The 20,936-nt window shown below is 48.8% G+C and carries 17 protein-coding genes; all 17 read right to left on the reverse strand.

Annotated features, from left to right (window positions below; all coding sequences use genetic code 11):
• Nucleotides 1–139: 139 nt before the first annotated feature.
• The 17 genes from H8S75_RS17605 to H8S75_RS17685 all read right to left on the reverse strand — a co-directional run bounded on the left by H8S75_RS17605 (nucleotide 140) and on the right by H8S75_RS17685 (nucleotide 20,936).
• A complete protein-coding gene (locus H8S75_RS17605) occupies nucleotides 140–937 on the reverse strand; it encodes a sulfite exporter TauE/SafE family protein (RefSeq protein ID WP_187022763.1) in 798 nt (265 codons plus the stop codon).
• Between the two features lie 36 nt (nucleotides 938–973).
• Nucleotides 974–2,119, reverse strand: coding sequence for an N-acetylglucosamine-6-phosphate deacetylase (nagA, locus tag H8S75_RS17610; protein ID WP_349768941.1), 1,146 nt, complete (start codon nucleotides 2,117–2,119; stop codon nucleotides 974–976).
• Between the two features lie 205 nt (nucleotides 2,120–2,324).
• Nucleotides 2,325–3,818: a lactate racemase domain-containing protein gene (locus H8S75_RS17615; protein WP_187022765.1), complete on the reverse strand. Its 1,494-nt coding sequence runs from the start codon at nucleotides 3,816–3,818 to the stop codon at nucleotides 2,325–2,327.
• Between the two features lie 41 nt (nucleotides 3,819–3,859).
• Nucleotides 3,860–4,696, reverse strand: a complete 837-nt coding sequence (locus H8S75_RS17620) for a triose-phosphate isomerase (protein ID WP_187022766.1) — start codon at nucleotides 4,694–4,696, stop codon at nucleotides 3,860–3,862.
• Between the two features lie 18 nt (nucleotides 4,697–4,714).
• Nucleotides 4,715–5,911 carry a diphosphate--fructose-6-phosphate 1-phosphotransferase gene (locus H8S75_RS17625; protein ID WP_187022767.1) on the reverse strand — a complete coding sequence of 399 codons (1,197 nt, stop codon included), beginning with the start codon at nucleotides 5,909–5,911 and terminating at the stop codon, nucleotides 4,715–4,717.
• A 541-nt stretch (nucleotides 5,912–6,452) separates the two neighbouring features.
• A complete protein-coding gene (locus H8S75_RS33375) occupies nucleotides 6,453–7,487 on the reverse strand; it encodes a Gfo/Idh/MocA family protein (protein WP_187022768.1) in 1,035 nt (344 codons plus the stop codon).
• A gap of 34 nt (nucleotides 7,488–7,521) precedes the next feature.
• On the reverse strand, nucleotides 7,522–8,739 hold the full coding sequence (locus H8S75_RS17635; protein WP_187022769.1) for an ROK family transcriptional regulator: 1,218 nt from the start codon (nucleotides 8,737–8,739) through the stop codon (nucleotides 7,522–7,524).
• 21 nt (nucleotides 8,740–8,760) lie between these two features.
• Nucleotides 8,761–9,585, reverse strand: a complete 825-nt coding sequence (locus tag H8S75_RS17640) for a carbohydrate ABC transporter permease (RefSeq protein WP_187022770.1) — start codon at nucleotides 9,583–9,585, stop codon at nucleotides 8,761–8,763.
• A 10-nt stretch (nucleotides 9,586–9,595) separates the two neighbouring features.
• Nucleotides 9,596–10,528, reverse strand: a complete 933-nt coding sequence (locus H8S75_RS17645) for a carbohydrate ABC transporter permease (protein WP_187022771.1) — start codon at nucleotides 10,526–10,528, stop codon at nucleotides 9,596–9,598.
• A gap of 16 nt (nucleotides 10,529–10,544) precedes the next feature.
• Entirely contained in the window at nucleotides 10,545–11,957 is a 1,413-nt protein-coding gene (locus tag H8S75_RS17650; RefSeq protein ID WP_187022772.1) for an ABC transporter substrate-binding protein, read from the reverse strand.
• A 31-nt stretch (nucleotides 11,958–11,988) separates the two neighbouring features.
• Nucleotides 11,989–12,840, reverse strand: a complete 852-nt coding sequence (locus H8S75_RS17655) for a sugar phosphate isomerase/epimerase family protein (RefSeq protein WP_110321264.1) — start codon at nucleotides 12,838–12,840, stop codon at nucleotides 11,989–11,991.
• 14 nt (nucleotides 12,841–12,854) lie between these two features.
• The gene (locus tag H8S75_RS17660; RefSeq protein WP_187022773.1) at nucleotides 12,855–13,922 is read right to left on the reverse strand and encodes a Gfo/Idh/MocA family protein; all 1,068 of its coding nucleotides are present in this window, start codon (nucleotides 13,920–13,922) and stop codon (nucleotides 12,855–12,857) included.
• Entirely contained in the window at nucleotides 13,909–15,195 is a 1,287-nt protein-coding gene (locus tag H8S75_RS17665) for a phosphoglucose isomerase-related protein (RefSeq protein WP_187022774.1), read from the reverse strand. The genes H8S75_RS17660 and H8S75_RS17665 overlap by 14 nt, the downstream gene beginning before the upstream one ends.
• Nucleotides 15,196–15,783: 588 nt before the next feature.
• Nucleotides 15,784–16,806 carry a Gfo/Idh/MocA family protein gene (locus H8S75_RS17670; RefSeq protein WP_187022775.1) on the reverse strand — a complete coding sequence of 341 codons (1,023 nt, stop codon included), beginning with the start codon at nucleotides 16,804–16,806 and terminating at the stop codon, nucleotides 15,784–15,786.
• Between the two features lie 7 nt (nucleotides 16,807–16,813).
• A complete protein-coding gene (locus H8S75_RS17675) occupies nucleotides 16,814–18,031 on the reverse strand; it encodes an ROK family transcriptional regulator (protein ID WP_187022776.1) in 1,218 nt (405 codons plus the stop codon).
• Nucleotides 18,032–18,136: 105 nt separating this feature from the next.
• Nucleotides 18,137–19,657, reverse strand: coding sequence for an ABC transporter substrate-binding protein (locus tag H8S75_RS17680; RefSeq protein ID WP_187022777.1), 1,521 nt, complete (start codon nucleotides 19,655–19,657; stop codon nucleotides 18,137–18,139).
• 16 nt (nucleotides 19,658–19,673) lie between these two features.
• A complete protein-coding gene (locus H8S75_RS17685) occupies nucleotides 19,674–20,936 on the reverse strand; it encodes a glucose-6-phosphate isomerase (protein ID WP_187022778.1) in 1,263 nt (420 codons plus the stop codon).

Consider the following 20,936-nt stretch of genomic DNA (forward strand, 5'->3'; position numbering starts at 1 on the left):
GCTGGGCCGCAGTGCACCTCGGTTCCGCTCCGCTACACCTCGGTCACGGGCTTCGCCCTATGAAAAAAGCCAAAGGAAAATTTGTTTATGTGCGAGCACAACACAAATTTTCCTTTGGCTTTTTTCGCACTGCTCATTGCTAACGTGCAAATTGATAAATATTGTAAATATTGATAAATATAATCACAATCATTAAAATGATGAATAACTTGTCGACCACTTTGGAATCTATTTTTTTATTGATAATCCGGCCGCTCATTCCACCGAGAATACCGCCGATTACCATGAGCACCAATAGCCAGATCGTGAACTCTGGTACGGTTCTGGTGACCAGGGAATTTATCAGGCTGGTAATCTGTGAAAACAGAATAATGTACAGGGAATTCTGGGCCGCTGTTTTTGTCTCCATCGAGAAGAAATAGAACAGAACAACCAGATTGATCGGGCCTCCTCCGATTCCCAGGAAGGAGGAGAAAATACCCAGTACGATACCAATGACGATACATAATACCGCATTCATCACATGGAGCGTTTTTATCTTATCCTTTTTTAGCGTATAAATCAGAGTTCCCAGTGTGATAATGAGCAGACATCCTGCCTGAACTGCTCCCACCATATCTTTATTCACAAACATGTCGGAAAGCGCCTGGAACATGGATTTTCCAACTACGCCTCCGATCGCGGCACCAATCGCTAAAGGTGTCCCTGTCTTCATGTCAATCAATGATTCCCCGCTCATCTTTCCCTTGATTACGGAATAGCAGGTCATGGCCAACACCGTACAGCCTGACAGGAAACTGATGGTTGAAACGCTTAAGACTCCAAATGCGTCAAGCGTAGGCTTTATGATAACACCTCCGCCAATTCCACAGATCGCTCCTGCTATGGATGCCCCGAAGCTGACAATCCAGAATAAAATATAAAGATATCCACTCATTATCTAACCGTCTCTTTCTCACTCATTTTTATATACTTAGTAACACTCTTTCCCCTTAACAAAGGTACGCACAACATTACATCCTTCATCCAAAAATACGAGATCCGCATCCTTGCCTGGCTCGATGGAGCCTACCCGGTCATAGACACCAATCAGTCTGGCCGGATTCTCTGTCAGCATCGGAATGATATCCGTCAGAGAACGTCCCGTAAATTCCAGAAGATTCTTAAGCGCCTTTCCGGTTGTCAGCGTGCTGCCTGCGCGGGTTCCGTCGGTAGCCAGCTTCGCATCGCCGTCCACTACCACCACGTCATTGACTCCCAGCTTATAATTGCCATCCGGAAGTCCGGCGGCCATGATGGAATCCGTAATCGCAACCACACGGTCCAGCCCCTTAATCTTAATGATAAACCGGACTGTGCCCGGATGAAGGTGTCTGCCGTCACAAATCATTTCACAGTACACATCGTCATCTTCCAGTACAGCTCCCCAGATCGCCGGGAAATGCTGATGCAGCAGCTTCATGGCGTTGCCGGTATGAGTTGCCCCTAACGCACCGTTTTGTATGGCTTTTCGCGCCGTATCATAATCCGCGCCTGAATGGCCGATGGCAACCTGGATACCCAGGCTCTTGATGTAGGGGATAAAATCTACGATGCCTTCCACCTCAGGCGAAACCGTAATATAGCGGACCTCTCCTTCCGCCTCTTCCTGGTATGCCTTTAAAAGCTCCATGTCAGGCTTCTTTAAGAGGTGCTCCGGCATGGCTCCTTTGTAATCCGGGCATAAGAATGGTCCCTCCAGATGGATTCCCATCAGATTCGCACCATGATGCTCCGTCTTCTTCCATTCTTTATACATATCGATGGCCTGCATCGTCTGCTCCTTCGTATCTGTAAGGACGGAACAGAGCCAGCTGGTCGTTCCCTGCGAAGCGAAGAAACGGCAGATTTTCTCAAAGCCTTCCGCGTCCGCCCCATTGACATCCACGCCGACCGCTCCGTGGGTGTGAATATCAAGGAAACCAGGAACCACACGGCTTCCGCCGGCATCAATCACCTTGTCACAGGACTCGCCCCCACAGCCGCCCATACGGGCAATCCGGCCGTCCTCCAACAGAATATCCAGCGTCTCAAAACGGTGGTTGTGATAGACAGATGCATTTTTAATCAATGTTTTCACTGAAAAACCCCCTTCCATAAATTAGTACCATCTGGCGTAAATATACCAGTCAGCACTGGGTTAACTGTATAAAGCAATACCCCGGGCATTGCTTAGAACGGCCCGTCAGCCACAAGGTTCTGCCGCTGTAAGGCCGTTCCGTCATTGTTCTAATCAGAAATCATCCAAACACACTCTAGTACTGTGTTATTAATGCAATGCTGTACTAGCGGTGCATATGAGCTGCACAGGCACAGTCTTCCGCGCCCTTTCCCTCATATACGTCATCCTTCATCATCAGATGAACGGCTCCCAGCTTAAATGTCTGTGGAAGAGCAAGAATGTTCGGATTCGGTCCTACAAATTTCTTCTTTGCATCCTCCAGCGCCTCTTCGATGGTTGCTCTCGTCTTAAGTCCCATTCCTCTTGCATATCCCGGATCCTGAGCGCCGCAGAGATAGATTGCGGAAGTGTTCATCTCCGCGATATGGCCGCAGCTGATCATGGAGAAGCCGTGGAATGGATGGAACGCGTTGCAGTAACGATACTTTCTGATATACTCCTCATTGGTTGCAAAGTACTCGCCATAGCGGTTCATATCCGGAAGTGTATTCATATAGTCGTGCTGGAACATATCGTACATCTCTCTAAGATACGGCCACAGTTCATCATGGAAATATCCGTTGCAGAGAGAAGCGCAGATAATTACACAGTTATCACTCATGATTCTCTTATGTCTGATGACCTGGGCGGAAATAGCCTGAAGCAGCATAATCGGATTGGTTCCCATGCCTTCTCCGTAGTGGAAGAACTGAGGCATACCAAATACCATGACATCGTACTTCTTCTCTGCCCACGGCACATACGTTCTCTTATCTGCCATGATCCAGGAGTGAGGCTGCATTACCTTTGCGTATCCGCTGTTGATCTCAATCTGTCTGGATTTCGTATCGAGAACCGCGTCACAGCAGAAGAACTTCTTGCCCATGCATTTCTCCATGTGCTGTCCGATCTCGTCAAACTTTGTTCTCATCAGTGACGTACCGCTGACCGGAGTGAAGTCCTTCCGGTGCATAACCTCCGGCACATGGTGGGAGGCGATGGAACGCCAGTGCGTAATTCCTGTCGCGCAGTGCTTGTAGCCGCCTGAATATCCGCCATAAGGATTGCCCTGTGTATGGCCGATCAGAATAGCGACATCACTGTCGTAAACGTACTTATTCATCAGAACAGGGTCGCCTCTGTCCGTGGTTCCCAAATCTACCAGATGATCGTAATCCTCGCTGTCGTGATTGATGATCTGATGGGTATGCCAGAACTCATGGAACAGCTCGTCACCCAGGATATTATGAATCTCCTGCTCTGTATTCTTCCGGTGAAGGCCGTTGGAACAGATCAGTAAAATATCTTTTTTCTCCACACCAGCCGCATACAGTTCATCCAGAATCAGTTTAATGGAAATCTTGCGGTGGGATGTCGGCTGCTCTCCGCCTTTTACACGGTCCGGGAAAATAATGGTAACCTTGGAGCCCTTATGCGCCAGTTCAGAGAGAGGTTCCATACCCATAGGGTTTCTGATGGATTTTAAAGTCTCCTCTACCAGACGGTCCTCCGGAATGCATGCCGGATCCGGTACGGTCTCACCCGGAATAAAGATGTCAGTTGTATCGGGAAGTTCTGCGGCCATAAGGCCGGCGCCGTATTCAAATGATAATTTCATATAAAATCTCCTCCTATTTCATCAATGGGCATTCTACGGTATTAATATCCCATATAAGTTTTGATTATTTCTAAATACTCTTCCGGGTAAAATCCAATCTCTCCCTGGAATCTGGTCAGTGCGATAAGCCCGCCGTCCATTACCGGAACGGAAGCCAGCATCTCTGCATTATCCACCTTTAATCCACCGCCGTACACAACATCGCATCCATCGGTAATTTCCTTAATATAAGTGCCGATCATGGTGATATAGTCCTTATCCGGCGGAATCTTTCCAGGTCCGATGGCCCAGATCGGTTCATACGCAATGGTGACCAGGCTCTTATCCACGCCTTCCAGACCGACAGCAATCTGCTCCTTTAATACCTCTTTCCATCTCTCCTGCTCTTCAGAGGTCTCTCCGATACAGTATAACACAGACAGACCGGAAGAAACAGCCTTTTTTATCTCCTGATTCAGCAGGCGGTTCACCGCTTTTGTATCCGTCACACCGGCTTCCGCAAGGATTCCCGCCTTGTCTTTTCTCTCTTCACAGTGGCCGATAATTGTCGTGGTGCAGCCGATGGCTTTCGCCGCGTTAGCCGTCCTGTTGGTGGTAAATGCGCCGAAATTGCCGCCAACCGCCGTATCGTCGCGGTATACGCTCTGGCATCCAACCTTAACCGGGCTGTCCTCACACAGTGCGCCTGCGGCCGAAATCAAGTGGGCCTCTGGAAAATACATGGCAAATTCCACGTCCTCACCGTCATATTTTTTTAACTGCTCCTGGGTATTGGATACAATAAAGCTTCCCCACTCTCCAATGGGAGCAATGCTGTTTACTCCGCCGTATTCCTTCGGAATATCAAATCGTTTTAAATTCAAAAAAATGTGTTTCATCGAATCCCCTCCTTTTAATCACTGAGCATGCTGCTCATATAATTCTCTAAAATCAATAAAGTCTCTCAGTTCCGGTCCGATCAGAGGTCTGCACCAGCGGATAAATTCCTCTGTCACATCATTGCCTCGTTCGTTCATGCAGGACTCCGGAATGGTCCGTTCGTACATCATGACTTCCTTAATCGGTATCATCTCTGTGTGCATACGGTATACACCGTCAGTCTTCTCCGCCTCTTCATCACGGATAAATCCGACCATGACGCCGCTCTGGCCCGCCACTGCCGCCTTTAACGCCTCGCTTCCTGCAAGAACCGCTTCATTCCGGTCCACGGGAGACTGCCATGCAATCGACGCCCTTCCACAAATACCCGGCTTTTCGCTTCTCGCCTTAATTCCCAGCTTCTTAATGACCAGTTCGGCTAAATAGGCGCTGACATCTCCATAATACGTGGCCCTTTCCGTCTTGAAGATCGGAGGAACAATGGGCTCTCCCGCTTCATTTTTCAAGCCCTCGCTGACTACTACTACAACTCCGCCCTTTTCTTCATGGATGCGTTTTACATCCTCTAAAAATTCCGCCTCATGAAAAGGCCGTTCCGGCAAATAGATCAGATGCGGGGCATCCCCAGGCTTTTTCCTGGCCAGTGCCGATGCCGCAGTGATCCAGCCGGCATTCCGTCCCATGGCCTCAATGATGCATACGTGAATCGGAAGGGATTTCACATCTACGCCTACCTCGGCGGTCGTGGCCGCTATGTATCTTGCTGCACTTCCATAGCCCGGCGTGTGATCCGTAATTGCAATATCATTGTCAATGGTTTTGGGAATTCCAACGACGCGGATATCCTCATTCTTACAAACCTCGTAAACACGTCCGCATGTATCCATGGTTCCATTTCCGCCATTTAACAGCACATACTTAATCTCATACTTCTTAAAAATGGCGACCATGGCCTCGTAATCTTCCTGCTCCAGCGCATACCGGGACGATCCGATCGCCGTGGCCGGAGTTTCCAGAAGCAGCTTCAGTTTCTCCTCCGGGAATTCCAGAAGATCTAAAAAACGCTCCTTCAAGATCCCTTCGCTTCCCCCGATCGCTGCATAAACCTTATCAATTGTTCCGATTTTCTTTGCTTCCTCTATTACTCCGTAAAGGGAAGAATTGATAACCGCTGTTGGCCCGCCTCCATGGACAATCAAAACATTTTCCGCCATGCTTTTCCACCTTTCTTCTTTTTGTTTCTTTTTATGTTTTTGCGTACTTCAATGACTTTATATTAACACATTTCAGAGGGGATTTGCGAAGTTTTTACTCAAACGTTTGCGTGCATAAATGGAGTTTGTATGATAAAGTAAAAATAAGTTTCAGGGGATTTATTTGTGAGCAGATGGTCTATGATATGAGTTATAAGTACTTTTAATTTAGGTTTTATGTACTTACTATTGTTGTTTTTCTATGGATATGCTATACTACAAAAAGGAAGAACCGTGTTACAGGGTGGCGTTGACCCTTATTCTTTAGAATGGAGGTGATGTCTATAGAGCATTTCGATTTTAACAAAATAAGCGATTCATCTCCCAGCCCCTACAGGTGGGAGATGAATCGAAAAAACAAACTTAGCGTCAGTGGCGAACAGATATCCCCCACTGACATGAGGTCAAAACAATCCGGTAACCGGATAAAATGGTAGCATAACTACTATGTCATTCTGAGTTTTGTATTCTGGACTTCAGAATGTGGATTGAAATTATATTTTTACTCTTCTGCGGAGTATTCTCTCTCAATCTCCCGATTTTCTTTTGAAGAACGGTAAATATCCAGAACAAGCCCCAGTGTACGTTTCGCATCCTCAGGGTCTGTCTGTACCGGGGTTCCTTCCCTTAGACAGCGGTAAAAATCCCGGATCTGAACCTCGTGATAATTTCCCCAGTACGCCTCACCTTTTACCTCCGGCCCGACGGATGGAGACACGGTTCTTGGCTCCCGGCCCTTCAACCGAATGACTACTTCATTCTCTGTTAAGAGTGCCGTTCCATGTTCCCCGCTTATCTCTACCCGGATGGGGCTGTTGCTGGTGTAGTAATTGCATGCAAAAAACGAATAAACCGCACCGTTTTCAAATGTAATGACTGCGTCTGCCACGTCCTCCACCTCAATATTAGTCAGGATTCTCCGGTCAATATGACCTTTCACCTTTACCGGTTCGCAGCCCATCAGATAACGAACCAGGTCCAGACTGTGGATGGCCTGGTCGATGACCACACCGCCGCCCTCCTTCTCCCAGCTTCCCTTCCAGTCACATTCATAATAAGAAGGCGGCCGCCACCAGTTCAGCGTGGAGAACGCACCTGTGATCCGTCCAAATTCCCCAGCTTCTATCATTCGCTTCACTTCCTGAACGCCTTCAATATAACGGTTCTGGAATATGACGCCCAGCTGCCTTTTATTTTTCTTCGCTGCCGCGATCATCAAGTCAGCATCTTCCAGTGACAGCGCGACAGGCTTCTCTGTCAGCACATGAAATCCCGCTTCCAGACATGCAATTACATGCTCCTTATGTAAAAAATGGGGAGTCAGGACGTGAACCACAGACAGCGGCTGCCTCAGCAGATCCTCCAGCCTGTCGGAATAACCACAACCGGGAAACGCCGCGGCCAGCTGCTCCGCCCGGCTTAATTCCTTATCCACTGCAAAGACAAGCTCTGCTTCTTCCTTCATATTCTCAAACACGGCCCTGTAAACTGATGAAATCCTGCCACATCCAATGATACCTGCTTTTATCTTTTCCACTTGATTACGAATCCTCACTTATTTTATTCAATACTTACTCCTTGATAAAGAACTGTTTGATTGCCAGAGCAGCCCCGCCCCTGGCACCTGTGAAGGGATTGAAATCGATAAATTCAATCTCGATCTCCTGGTCATTCAGACCAAAGATGTGTTTCTTCGTCTCTTCCAGAAGCCGCCTTCGGTTTCTCTTCACCTTCATGATATAGCCGTCCACAATGACCAGCGGCGGGCTGATCAGGTTGATGATATTCGCCAGCGCCACGCCGAGGTACATGACAGCCTCCTCCATGATTTTCACTACCATCGTATCATTGCATTCCTCTGCCATAATGACGTCCTTCATGGTCATTTCCGCCGGGTCGGGGCACAGCTCTGTCAGCATCGTGGAGGCGCCTGCGGATACAGCCGCTTTACACCGCTTGAGAATCGCCCGTTCACTGGCCATCTCCTCCAGACAGCCGTTGTGACCGCAGGTCTCGCATTTCGGACCGTTGATTTCCACTACCATATGGCCGGCCTCGCCGGTGCTGGCATTTTCCCCTGTAATCATCCGGTTCTTTACCAGCAGCGGGCATGCAATACCATAGGAAATCAGATAGTAAGCAAAGGAATCCGGCCTCAGCGTCTTTCCAAACATCTCTTCTCCGGCCGCCCTTATTCTGGCGTTATTTTCGATGAGTACCGGAACCTCCAGCCTTCTCGTCAAGTCTCTGGCTATATTTTTATTATTCCAGTTTGTCTTGAAGCTTTCTCTCAGAACCCCCGCCTTCGCTTCCACAAAGCCCGGCAGCCCCACGCCTACGCCCAGAATCTTTTCCATATCCACTCCGCTCCCGGCGATCAGCTTATCAATACTCTGTGCAAGCGCGTCCATTTCCTCCACATACTCCCCATTCATGGGAGGATATTTCACACTGATTTTCTCATTTCCATGGAGATCCAGCATGCAGATTGCCGTCTGATAGGGATTTAACTCCACTCCGATGGCATATCTGGCATCTTGAACAAAATCAATTTTTACCGGTCTGCGTCCCAGGGAACGCTCTTCCACATCGGAAGCGTCCGCCGGGAACTCATACACCAGCCCTCTCTCGATCAGGGATGTCACGTTCGTCGTAATCGTAGGCGGAGTCAGCGACAGCATCTCTGCAATCTTCCCTCGCGATATAGGGCCGTACTTATAGATAATTTCTTTAATCAGAGCCTCGTTCTGCTTCTTGACTCTTGGCAGATTTGTGCCACGTGCAGTCATCTTCTCCTCCTCCTCCCTGTCTCATCCTTTGATCCCGGAGAAAGTAATTCCTTCGATAAACCGCTTCTGGACAATAAAGTAAATGATAATAACCGGCAGGGTAATCATCAGCGCCGTAGCCATAAGAAGCGACCACTCTGTCTTATACTGCGTGGTAAACATCTGCAGCCCGATGCTGAGCGTATACCGCTTCTCATCGCTTAAGTAAAGCAGCGGTCCTAAAAAGTCGTTCCAGGAGTTCATAAACCGGAACAGAGCTACCGTCAACACACCCGGCACGACCAGGGGCAGCATAATTTTCGCGTAAATATAGAATTCCGAGGCTCCGTCCACCCGCGCCGCATCTTCCAGATCATGGGGAAGATTCATAAAAAACTGGCGCAGTAAAAAGATCATGAATGGCCTTCCGAAGAAGGACTGGATAAACAGAGGCACATACGTTCCGGTCAGACCAACTTTATTAAACAGGATAAAGGTCGGAACCATCGTGACTTCCTGGGGAATCATCATAACCGCTATGGTGATAAAAAACAGCAGTTCACGCCCCTTCCACTCCAGCCGGGACAGCCCATAGGCCACTAAGGGGCAGGCGACCACCGTTCCCAGCACATCTAAAACCGCGATCACGGCTGTATTGCCCATATAGCGGAAAAACGGAATATAGTTTATTGCCCTGGAAAAATTCTCCCACATGACCGGATTCGGAATCCAGATCGGTGGATTTACAAGTACCTGCTGATCCGATTTGAGTGCAGTGGAAAGCATCCAGATAAAAGGTAGCAGGAAGAAAAAACCCAGCCCAATCAGAATCAGATGGATTGGAAGCTTTTTTAACCGTTTCATCATAAAATTCCTCCTACTCTTGATAATGCACCCATTTTTTTGAAGTACCGAAGATCACAATGGTGAGAACCAGAATGATCAGAAACAGAATCCAGGCCATCGCCGATGCATACCCCATGTGCATGTAGCCAAACGCATTGTTGTACAAATGCATGACATAAAAGGTAAGGGAATTAACCGGATTGCCTTCCCCGTTCGTAAGGGTATAGGGCAGTGTAAAGGTCTGCAGGGCATTTATAACGCCCATGACCACATTGTAAAAAATAACAGGTGTCAGCAGCGGCAGGGTGATGTTGCGAACCCGCTGAAACAGGTTCGCGCCATCGATCTGCGCCGCCTCGTAATACTCAGGGGATATATCCTGAAGGCCAGCCAGATTAATGATAATGGCCTGCCCGATTCCCCAGGAAGCGATCAGCACGAGTGCCGGCTTTGACCAGGTTTCGCTGGCCAGCCAGGGAATCGATGCAATTCCAATCTTATTAAGCAGACTGTTAATGATGCCATAATTGGAATCCAGCAGCCAGCGCCACACCGTGGCGGTAGCAACGACCGGCACCAGCGTAGGGATAAAGAAAACGGTGCGGTAGAGACCAATTAACCGGATCCTGGAATTCAGCAAAAGCGCAATGACAATTCCAAGAATAATATTGACGGGAACACTGAGCGCCGTGAAATACAGGGTGTTCCAGATACTCTTCCAGAACAGGTTATCCCTCACAAGTTCTTTGTAATTTGCCAGCCCGACAAAGGTTCCTCTGTTTAACACACTATAGGATGTAAAGCTGTAGTAGATAGAGGAAAGAAGCGGGTAAGCATAAAACAGGAGCAGGCCAAGAATCCACGGTGCCGTAAACAATAACCCCATCCTCGATTTATGGGCCTCAATACCACTTTTCTTAACAAACCTTCCCTGCGCATGCCGTACATTGCTGCCACTCTTCAATGGTAATCACCTCTTCTCATTCAAGTTTCTTCAGTTCTTCATTGATGGAGACATCCAGGGCTTTCATCAGGTTCTCAGGCGTATCCTTTTTATTCAGCGCCGAATCCAGTACCTGATTTAAATTATCCCACAGCATCTGTCCGACAGGTACCGGCGGGCGAATTTTTGCTGTAGATATGTAGTCCATAAATGCCTTATAGTTATCTTTGGAGCCGAATACCTTCTCCGACACACTCTTACAGGGAGACAGGCTGGCGCTGTCTTCCGCCATGACGGTCTGCGCTTCGTCGCTCAGTATGTATTTCATAAAATCCATGGAAAGCTCCTGATTGCCTGCTCCGCGTGGGATTACGAACGCCCATCCTCCTGCCCATGTCATATGTTTTCCCTCTTCCTTACTTGGGATCGGGCAGATTCCATAGTTCAAATCCGGGTTATACTGCGCCATGTTGGCAATATCGAAGTTTCCTTTAACCGCCATGGCCACCTGTCCGGTCACAAACGGATCCTGCGCTCCGGTACCGAGCCCCGCTGCAAATTCCACAAAGCTCTTTCCGCCAAATTTGTCAGCAACATCCACTTCCCACTGAAGTGCTTCGATATTCTCCGCCTTTGCGATTGTCAGCACATTGGCGTCGGCATCGTAGAAGTCCCCGCCAAAGTTCCAGCCCCAGGTATAAATCGGTTTACCCGCAAATAACCACGGAATGATACCAACCTGCTTATAGGTACTGCCCTCCATAATTGTCAGCTTTTCCGCTGCTGCATTTAACTCCTCGATCGTGGAAGGCGGATTCTCAGGATCCAATCCCGCGGCCGCAAATAAGTCCTTGTTATAGAAAAGCGCACGGGTATCTCCATTGTAGGGAATCGAATAGGTGCTGCCCTTGTACTGGGAACCAGACTTGGCCCAGTCGTAAATACCGTCAAAGGAGGTGCCGGAAGCCGCCATTAAGTCGTCCAGCTTTACAAGCGCATCCTGCTGGGCCCAGGTCGCAACCTGGAAATTATCCAGCAGCGCCATCTCCGGCGGGCTTCCTGCGGCTATGGAAGCCATCAGCTTATCCATGGTCTGTGTGTTGCCGCTGGCCTTATTGGCTACAAACTGAAGATTAATCTCCACATTCTTGTCATTCGTCTGGTTGTACATATCGACAACCTTTTCCATCGCGTCCGTTCCCGGACCGGCGCCCCAGGTATGCCACACGGTCAGAACTGTCTTTTCCCCCTTTGGACTCTCTTCTTTCGGATTCTCTCCCTCCGTATCCTTTGCCGCTCCGGTAGTTGTCTCTCCTGCTAAAGCCTTCGTAGACTCTGTTTTTCCGGAATTATCTCCGCTGGATGCTGTCTTTCCTCCGGCGCAGGCCGTCAGGGATGAGGCTGCAAGTAATGCGGCCATGCATGCGGCGAGTAAACGTTTGTTTTTCATATGAAATACCTCCTTTTTTACCTTCTATATTTTACATAAAGAAAGAACTGACATGATCTCTTGTCTTTAAGATTCCCCGTTTCACCTTATCCTCCGTGCCTTCCCAGACCGGATCCTCGTGCTCGATACAGATGGCTCCCTCATACTTAATCTCATAAAGAGCATCCACAATCCGGCCCCAATCCAGTTCTCCCAGCCCCGGCAGACGGTGTCTCCACCATTTCCCATTCTGTAAAACGCCGGTTTGTGCCAGGGCCTCCCGATCTACGACGGTATCCTTGGCATGGACATGGAAAATCCTGTCGGCAAACTGATAGATGTTTTTATACGGATCAATGAACTGCCAGACGAGATGAGACGGATCGTAGCAGAGCCCCAGCTGCTCACTGTCCACCGCATCAAAAACAGCTTTCCACAAGTCTGGTGAGGTGGCAATGTTACCCATCATGGGGCAGTTCTCGTAGCAGAGCTTAACCCCATATTTCTCCGCCAGCTCCACAAACTGCTTCGCCAGTTCCACCACAGCAGGCAGACTCTTCTCCGGAGCAAATCCCATACCGCCAAAGGATTCCGCCGTAACACCGGTGGAACACACAATTTTTCCGATTCCCATCTCACCGGCAAACCGGATCCGGTCCCGAAGAGCGCTGCAGTGAAACTCCGCCTCCTCCTTGTCCCTGCTGAGGAAATTACGGCAGTAAATCATGGTCCCGACCGATACCTTTCCTTCCCCCAGAACCGCGTCGAACTGTTCCTTGTCGAGAGGAATCGCCGGCCCCACATCTAACTCGCAGATTCCATTTTCCCAGGCCCAGTCGGCAATGGTCTTTAAATCCCTGATCCCGACACCGGTCAGGCTGTTTGTTAAAAGGCTCATTCTCATAATCTCTTTCCTCCTTATATATGCATAGTTTTACCGGTTTCGCAGGCCAGTAAAATCTTATCCAGCAGATCCTGAATATAGAGCGCCCGGTCAAAATTGCGGTCTGGCCTTTCCCCGGTCTGAATACAATGGATAAAATCATTGATTTCGGCAAAAAACCATGGATCTGTCACCAGATCTTCGTCCACGGAGATGACCTCCGGCTTACCTGCATATCCCCCGTCCTTTTCCTTAAACCAGACCTCCACTTCCGCAGGCCGGTCGTCCCGGAAAAGCATCATGCCGCCTTCTCCGTATATCTCAATGGTATGTCTCGCCACGCCCAGCCGGCTCGCTACAAAGGAAGCCAGTGTTCCGCTCTCAAACCGGAGGTTAAATGCCGCGGAATCGTCGTTGCTTACCTGGCCCTGTCCCGGGTCAAATATCTCATCCCGCTCCGAAATGGAGCAGGAGACGAAGCCATTTACCTCGGAAACCGCTCCCTGAGACCCGTCAAACATCCAGTCGCACAGATCCAGCATATGGCAGCCAAAATCAGCCAGCGCCCCTGTGCCGGAAAGCTGCTTCTGCATACGCCATTCCAGCTTCACCCCGGGATTGGCAATCCTGCATCCGCCCAGTGTCTCCCGGTATGTAAAAATCTTTCCCATCTTACCGGACTGCAGAACCTGGCGCATGTAACGGACCGCCGGTATCCCGCGATAGCTGAATCCGATCATGGCGACCGTGGAACAGCATCTGGCAATGCTTACCGCCCGGACAGAGCTTTCGGAATCAATGCTTAAAGGCTTTTCACACAGCAGATGCTTTCCTTTTTCCATAGCCCGCACAGCCAGCTCTCCGTGAGCATAGTTGGGAGTACAGATGCTTACGGCATCTACCTTCTCAAGCAGCTCATCGTAATCAGAACAGATTTCCACCTCCAGATTTCTTTCCTTTGCCCACTGTGCGGCACGTCCCGGGACAATGTCGCAGACAGCGGTGAGGACACAGCCTGGATTCTGTAAGTAGCCTTTCGCATGATTGCCCGCAATCCCCACCGTATAGCCCGTTCCAACAATACCCACTCTAATTTTCTCCATTGCTTTCACTCCTGTATTTATTTTTTCCAAGGGCTTCAAACATATAGCCCTTGTAGTTCTCCACACCTGGCTGGTCAAAAGGGTTGACCCCCAGCAGCTTTCCTGAAAGGTAACACGCAAATTCAAAGAAATAAAATAATTGGCCAAAGCTGTATTCACTCAATTCGCCGATTCTGATTCTGATACAGGGCAGACGCTCACTGTGCGCCTTTACGGTCGCCTCAAAGGCCGCCCGGCTGATGTCCGCCAGACTGGAGCCGTTCAGGTAATCAAAACCGTCCTCCACTTCGTCCGCTTCCGCAAACACCGCATCTCCCTGTTCCTCAATATCCAGAAATGTCTCAAACAGAATCGGCGTTCCCTCCTGCACAAACTGCCCGATAGAGTGTAAGTCTTCCGAGTATTTCACCGCTGTAGGATAAAGGCCTTTTCCCTGCTTCCCCTCGCTTTCCGCAAACAGCTGCGTCCACCAGCCGTAAAAGTACTGAAGCCTCGGTTCAAAGGAAGCCAGCATCTCTACACGGAAGCCCTCCTGATACAAGAGGCTGCGGATGGCTGCATACTGAAATGCCATATTTTCCTCTCCCTTTGTGTTCCGCAGTTCCCGTTCCATGTCTCCTGCTCCGGCAGCCATGGCGCGGATATCCATTCCAGCCACTGCCGCCGGGAACAGACCTACATTGCAAAGGCCCGAATACCGTCCCCCGATGTTCTCAGGAAAATCCAGAAAGGTATAACCGTAAATTCTGCAAAGCTCATGCAGGCGGCTTCCCCTCGTTCCAGTAGCAAAAACCCTTCTTTCATATCCGGCTCCGTATCTCTCTTTCAGATACTGGCGAAGAATTCGAAAACCGATACCCGGTTCCAGCGTTTCGAAGTTTTTCGCTATGACATTCACATAGACAGATTTTCCTTCCAGCTGCTTTAGAAGCTGTTTCATATACTGGGACGATACGTTGTTGCCAGCATATAAAATCTTCATAGGGCCGCCGCAGGAAAGTGCCTCGACCACAGCTCTCGCTGCCTGATTGGAACCGCCGATTCCAATCACCACCAGGATCTCACCATCTTCCCTGACTCTTCCTGCACAGGTCTCTATTTCCCGAAGATTCTTCTCTCCGGCCCATTCCTCCACATGAAGCCATCCCAGATTACCTGAATATTTCTCTTCCCCAGCCTGTGCCTTTGTCAAAATATCTGCTTCCTGTTTCATATACTGTTTCAGCCTGCAGAGCGTAAATCGTCTATCTGCGTTATAGAATTCTAACCGCATCGTATCAATCACCTTTCAAGTATTTTTTCACTTTTGTGCCGGTAATTACTTGTATGTTTTATTAAGTGTTATTAGTTTTTTAATTTAAATAAATATTAGCATCCAATTTTGTGTTTGTCAATAGCATTTTGTATTATTAATACATATTAAAATCAAAATATCTTTATTTCATCAGCATTATTGTGCTTTCTTTCCGGCATCAAACAGTATTGTCAATATATTTTTATACATTTTTTTACCAACTAACTCAAATAACTGTTCACAGACGGCAGCACCATTTCTTTGTGATGACTCAAGAAGAGGAGTTGCGGGTACAGAAGCATTTAAGCCCGGAAGACTTTAATATTTACCAGCAGCGACAGGTACAATTTATGAGCTGCTCCTTTCCCTCTGGGCGCTTCCCTGAGCAGTGGTGCGGATGCCTGGTGTGTGACCTACAAGTTTGAAAAACAGACGCTCCTGCAGCCTCAATACCAACAGAACACAAGATATATGTTTACTGTGACAAAAAAGAATGGCATAACCTTTACAGTCATGCCATTCCAAAATAAAAATTACATTATTTTCCGATGCCTATCTTTCCGTCGCTTATTTTTCCGTTATAATCTCCCTGTTCTCCCGGGAAGAACGGTAAATATCCAGAACAAGCCCCAATGTACGTTTCGCATCCTCCGGATCCGTTGGTACCGGTCTTCCTTCCCTTAAACAACGGTAAAAATCCCGAAGCTGAATCTCGTGATAATTCCCCCAGTACGCCTCGCCCTTGACATCCGGTCCAACAGATGGATATATGGTTCTCGGCTCCTGACCCTTTAGCTGAATCAGTACTTCATTCTGCGTCAAGAGCGCGGTTCCATTTTCCCCGCTGATTTCCACCCGGATCGGGCTGTTGCTTGTATAATAATTACACGCAAAAAAGGAATAGACCGCTCCGTTTTCAAACGTAACAGCCGCGTCTGCCACATCCTCCACTTCAATATTAGTAAGGATTCTGCGGTCAATATGTCCTTTCACCTTTACCGGTTCACAGCCCATCAGATAGCGGACCAGATCCAGGCTGTGAATGGCCTGGTCAATGACCACACCGCCGCCTTCCTTTTCCCAGCTTCCTTTCCAGTCGCACTCATAGTACGAAGGGGGACGCCACCAGTTTAATGTAGAAAACGCACCGGTGATTCGGCCGAATCCCCCCTGCTCAATCAGCTTTTTAACTTCCTGAATGCCCTCGATATAGCGGTTCTGAAAGATAACACCCAACTGCCTTCCGTTTCTGCCTGCCGCCCGGATCATGGCGTCTGCATCTTCCGTCGTAAGGGCTACCGGCTTCTCTGTCAGAACGTGAAACCCAGCATCGAGACATGCGGCCGCATGCTCCTTATGTAAATAATGCGGTGTCAGAACGTGAACCACGGACAGCGGCTGCTTCAGTAAATCTTCCAGCTTATCCGAATAGCCACAGCCTGGAAATGCAGCAGCCAGCTTCCTGGCCCTGCATACTTCCTTATCCACCACAAAGGCAACTTCCACCTCTTCCTTCATATTTTCAAACGCGGCCTGGTATACGGAAGAAATCCTTCCGCATCCAATAATGCCAGCTTTTATCTTTTCCACTTGCTTCTTACTCCTTAATAAAAAATTGTTTAATTGCCAGAGCCGCACCGCCTCTGGCTCCTGTAAGAGGATTGAAATCAATAAACTCAATCTCAATCTCCTGATCGTTCAGGCCAAAGATATGCTTCTTAGTCTCCTCCAGCAGCTGTCTCCGGTTCCTTTTCACCTTCATAATATAGCCGTCCACAATCACTAACGGCGGGCTGATGAGATTGATGATGTTGGCCAGTGTTACGCCCAGATACATGACTGCCTCCTCCATGACCTTCACTACATACGCGTCGTTGCACTCTTCCGCCATCAGCACGTCCTTCATGGTCAGTTCCCCGATGTCCGGACAGAGCTCCGTCAGCATTGTGGCAACGCCGTCATTGACTGCGGCTTTGCACTTCTTAAGAATGGCTCTTTCGCTGGCCATCTCCTCCAGGCAGCCGTTGTGGCCGCAGGTCTCACATTTGGGGCCATTGATGTCCACTACCATGTGCCCCGCCTCTCCTGCGCTGGCATTTTCACCGGTAATCATCCGGTTCTTCACAAACAGGGGACAGGCAATACCATAGGAAATCAGGTAGTATGCGAAGGAATCCGGCCTCAGAGTCTTTCCGAACATCTCCTCTCCTATGGCGCGCGCTCTTGCATTGTTCTCGATCAGGACCGGAATATCCAGTCTCCGCGACAAATCTCTCGCTATGTTTTTATTGTTCCACTCAGCTTTAAAGCTTTCTCTTAAAATTCCCACCTTGGATTCCACGAAACCCGGCAGGCCCATGCCTACTCCGAGTATCTTCTCCGGATCCACGCCGCTTTCCGAAATCAGCTTGTCAATATTGCGGGCGAGCGTATCCATCTCTTCCACGTATCCCCCGTTCATGGGCGGATACTTCATGCTGATTTTTTCATTCCCACGCAGATCCAGCATGCAGATCGCCGTCTGGTATGGATTCATCTCCACTCCGACAGCATATCTGGCGTCCTGAATGAAATTGATCTTAATGGGTTTACGTCCCAGGGAACGCTCCTCCACGTCAGAATCCTCTGCCGCAAACTCATAGACCAGCCCCCTCTCAATCAGGGACGATACATTCGTCGTGATCGTCGGCGGAGTCAGCGACAGCATCTCTGCGATCTTACTCCTTGATATGGGACCGTACTTATAGATTATCTCCTTGATCAGAGCCTCATTCTGTTTTTTAACTCTGGGCAGATTCGTTCCGCGTGCAGTCATCTTTTTCCCTCCAACTCCGTATTCTATCCCTTCATTATAGTGAATTTCAGGACATATTACAAGCAGAGGATACGCAAAAGCCTTACGTATCCTCTGTCCGGCGTATTATTTTAATGCTGCATAATCTGCCTCTGTATAATCCTTAAGCGGATCCCAGTTCGGGAAATCAAATGTTGCGTAATCGAGGCCCACAGCTTCGGATGCTCTCTGCCATTCCACGGTGGAAGCCTCTGACAATTTTTTCAGTTCACTTGAATAGTCTGTAATACTCTGTGAAAGCACCCCCTGCAATATGGCACCCAGGCTCGGTTGTACGTCTTTTACTTCCGCATAGAAGTCATATGCTTTTTCATCTCTTGTTGTTGCTGCCGGTACCACCTTTGCTATTTCACTTGCAATTTCGTAATACTGCTTCATAACTTCATTCGTCATATATTTTTCATTGACGCTCGGAACGATTGAAACATAGTTTCCATCGGACACACAACCGGACTGATATCCGTAATCTTCATCAAATAGAGCCATTAAATATTCTGCAGCCTCTTTCGGATGCCTGGACTGTTTATAAAGTCCCATCCACGGAGCACTTTCTACCTGCTGAACACCGCCCTTTGCTCCGCTGTCCGGAACAGGAACTCCCATTACTCCATATTTTAAATCGGGATAACTCTGCGCCCACGGCGGAATACACCACATCCCCTGGCAGAGGAAACCTGCCTGTCCCTGAGCAAACATCTCCCTTGCCTCGGGAGCGCTGATATTCACAGTATCTGGATGAATACTTCCGTCAGAAACCAACTGTTCCATCAGTGCCATTGCCTCATTCATGGCTTCGCTGTCATATGGAGCCTTCCCATCTACAGTCAGGACCTTGGCATTGGGAGCGACTTTTCCACCTCCCACAGCGGCTAAGGAGCGAGCCAGAATATCCAGACGATTTAACTGTTTTCCGCCTTCAATCAGACCGAATACCTCACCGTTCCCTGTTTCTGTTATCTTTTTACACGCCTCTGCAAATTCAGAATACGTCTCCGGAACCTTGGTAACACCAGCATTGTCCAATACATCTTTGTTATAGAAGAATAAACAATTTACGACCGGCATATTTTCTGGAATTGTATAGAGTTCTTCTCCCTTCATGGTTACGCCTTCTTCGAATACAGACGGATCCAGTGTATCTAAAAATTCCTCCGTCACATAATCATTCAGTGGCTGATACCACTCTTCTTTAAGAGCAGTGCTTAACGTCATGCCAGTCGGAATCGGGAATAAATCCGGTCCATCTCCCGATTTTATCATAGTAACAATGGTATTCTTAAACTGGTCAATCGTCAGCATCGTATATTCGATGGTGATATTGGGATGATCCTCCATATACTTCTTGTTAAATTCCTCTCTTCTTGCCAGAGAACTGTCGCTCCAGTCCACAATCCGCAAAGTAATCTTTTCATCCGATTCAGCCGCCGTTGTATCAGAACTGCTGTCCTTTGACGGCGCTTCCGTCTTCTCCTGTGTCGGCGCTGCTGTCGTGTCGCTTCCCCCCGTACTCGGCATCGCACAGCCCGTCATGGCTGTTACCGTCATTGCCAGAGCCAGTGATAATGCCCCCATTTTCTTCAGTTTCATAAAATACTTCCTCCTTTTATTTATGTTTTCCAAGCGCTTGAAACATATAGCCCTTGTAATTCTCCACTCCCGGCTGGTTAAATGGATTTACCCCCAGCATGCTTCCGGAAAGGTAGCATGCAAATTCAAAAAAGTAAAACAACTGGCCAAAACTGTATTCGTTCAACTCACCGATCTTAAGCCTGACACATGGAAGACGCTCGCTGTGCGCCTGAAAGGTAGCTAAAAACGCGGCTCTGTTGACCTCCCGCAAATCCGCCCCGTTTAAGTAATCGAAGCCGTCGTCCACATCGTCTGCCTCAAGAATCAGTTCCTCGTCCGGATTTTCGATATCCAGAAATGTCTCAAACAGCACCGGAGTCCCCTCCTGCACAAACTGGCCGATCGAATGCAGATCTTCCGAGTATTTTACAGCTACCGGATACAGCCCTTTTCCTTCTTTCCCCTCGCTCTCTGCAAACAGCTGGGTCCACCAGCCATTGAAATACTGATACCTCGGTTCAAAGGAAGCCAGCATCTCTATGCGGAAACCTTTCTGATACAGAACATTACGGATTGCGGCATACTGAAAGGCACTGTTTTCTGCCCCTGCTGCCGTCTTTAAATTCTGCTCCATATCCCTGGCGCCGGATACCATGGCACGAATATCAATTCCGGCCGCCGCGGCCGGGAACAGCCCGACATTGCACAGGGCGGAATACCGTCCCCCTATGTCTTCCGGGAAGTCAAGAAATGTATAACCGTGAGCCACACACAGGTCCTGCAGCTCGCTTCCTCTCGTCCCGGTTGCGAATACCCTGCTGTTGTAGTCTGCCCCATAGCGTTTTCTCAGATACTGCCTGAGAATCCGGAAACCGATTCCCGGTTCCATAGTCTCAAAGTTCTTGGCAATGACATTTATATATACGGATTTCCCGTCCAACTGCGCTAAAATCTGCTTCATATACGCGGAAGATATATTGTTTCCGGCGTACAGAACCTTTACCTTACTCTGGCTAGGCAGCGCATAGGTCACTGCCCTGGCCGCCTGATTGGAACCCCCGATTCCGATTACCACGAGGATATCCCCATCGTCCCGGACCCTTTTTGCGAAAGTCTCGATCTCAGTAATCCGCTCTTCTCCGGCCCATTCATCCACGCTGAGCCATCCAAGACTGTCACGATACTGCTCTTCTCCGGCCTGTGCCCGGGTCAGGATTTCTTTCTTCTGTCTCATGTACTCGTTCAGTTCTTCACAAGACGCCTGCCCGCTTCCGTCATAGAATTCCAAATGTACCAT

It is taken from the genome of Hungatella hominis (assembly GCF_014288005.1).
In the GTDB taxonomy this organism is placed as follows: domain Bacteria; phylum Bacillota; class Clostridia; order Lachnospirales; family Lachnospiraceae; genus Hungatella; species Hungatella effluvii.

Coding starts and splice junctions, on each gene's coding strand:
- H8S75_RS17665 (WP_187022774.1), bottom strand. CDS start 15,195: ATGCGGTTAGAATTCTATAACGCAGATAGACGATTTACGCTCTGCAGG.
- H8S75_RS17615 (WP_187022765.1), bottom strand. CDS start 3,818: ATGAAATTATCATTTGAATACGGCGCCGGCCTTATGGCCGCAGAACTT.
- H8S75_RS17640 (WP_187022770.1), bottom strand. CDS start 9,585: ATGATGAAACGGTTAAAAAAGCTTCCAATCCATCTGATTCTGATTGGG.
- H8S75_RS17660 (WP_187022773.1), bottom strand. CDS start 13,922: ATGGAGAAAATTAGAGTGGGTATTGTTGGAACGGGCTATACGGTGGGG.
- H8S75_RS17685 (WP_187022778.1), bottom strand. CDS start 20,936: ATGGTACATTTGGAATTCTATGACGGAAGCGGGCAGGCGTCTTGTGAA.
- H8S75_RS17680 (WP_187022777.1), bottom strand. CDS start 19,657: ATGAAACTGAAGAAAATGGGGGCATTATCACTGGCTCTGGCAATGACG.
- H8S75_RS17675 (WP_187022776.1), bottom strand. CDS start 18,031: ATGACTGCACGCGGAACGAATCTGCCCAGAGTTAAAAAACAGAATGAG.
- H8S75_RS17650 (WP_187022772.1), bottom strand. CDS start 11,957: ATGAAAAACAAACGTTTACTCGCCGCATGCATGGCCGCATTACTTGCA.
- H8S75_RS17635 (WP_187022769.1), bottom strand. CDS start 8,739: ATGACTGCACGTGGCACAAATCTGCCAAGAGTCAAGAAGCAGAACGAG.
- H8S75_RS17620 (WP_187022766.1), bottom strand. CDS start 4,696: ATGAAACACATTTTTTTGAATTTAAAACGATTTGATATTCCGAAGGAA.
- H8S75_RS17605 (WP_187022763.1), bottom strand. CDS start 937: ATGAGTGGATATCTTTATATTTTATTCTGGATTGTCAGCTTCGGGGCA.
- H8S75_RS17625 (WP_187022767.1), bottom strand. CDS start 5,911: ATGGCGGAAAATGTTTTGATTGTCCATGGAGGCGGGCCAACAGCGGTT.
- H8S75_RS17655 (WP_110321264.1), bottom strand. CDS start 12,840: ATGAGAATGAGCCTTTTAACAAACAGCCTGACCGGTGTCGGGATCAGG.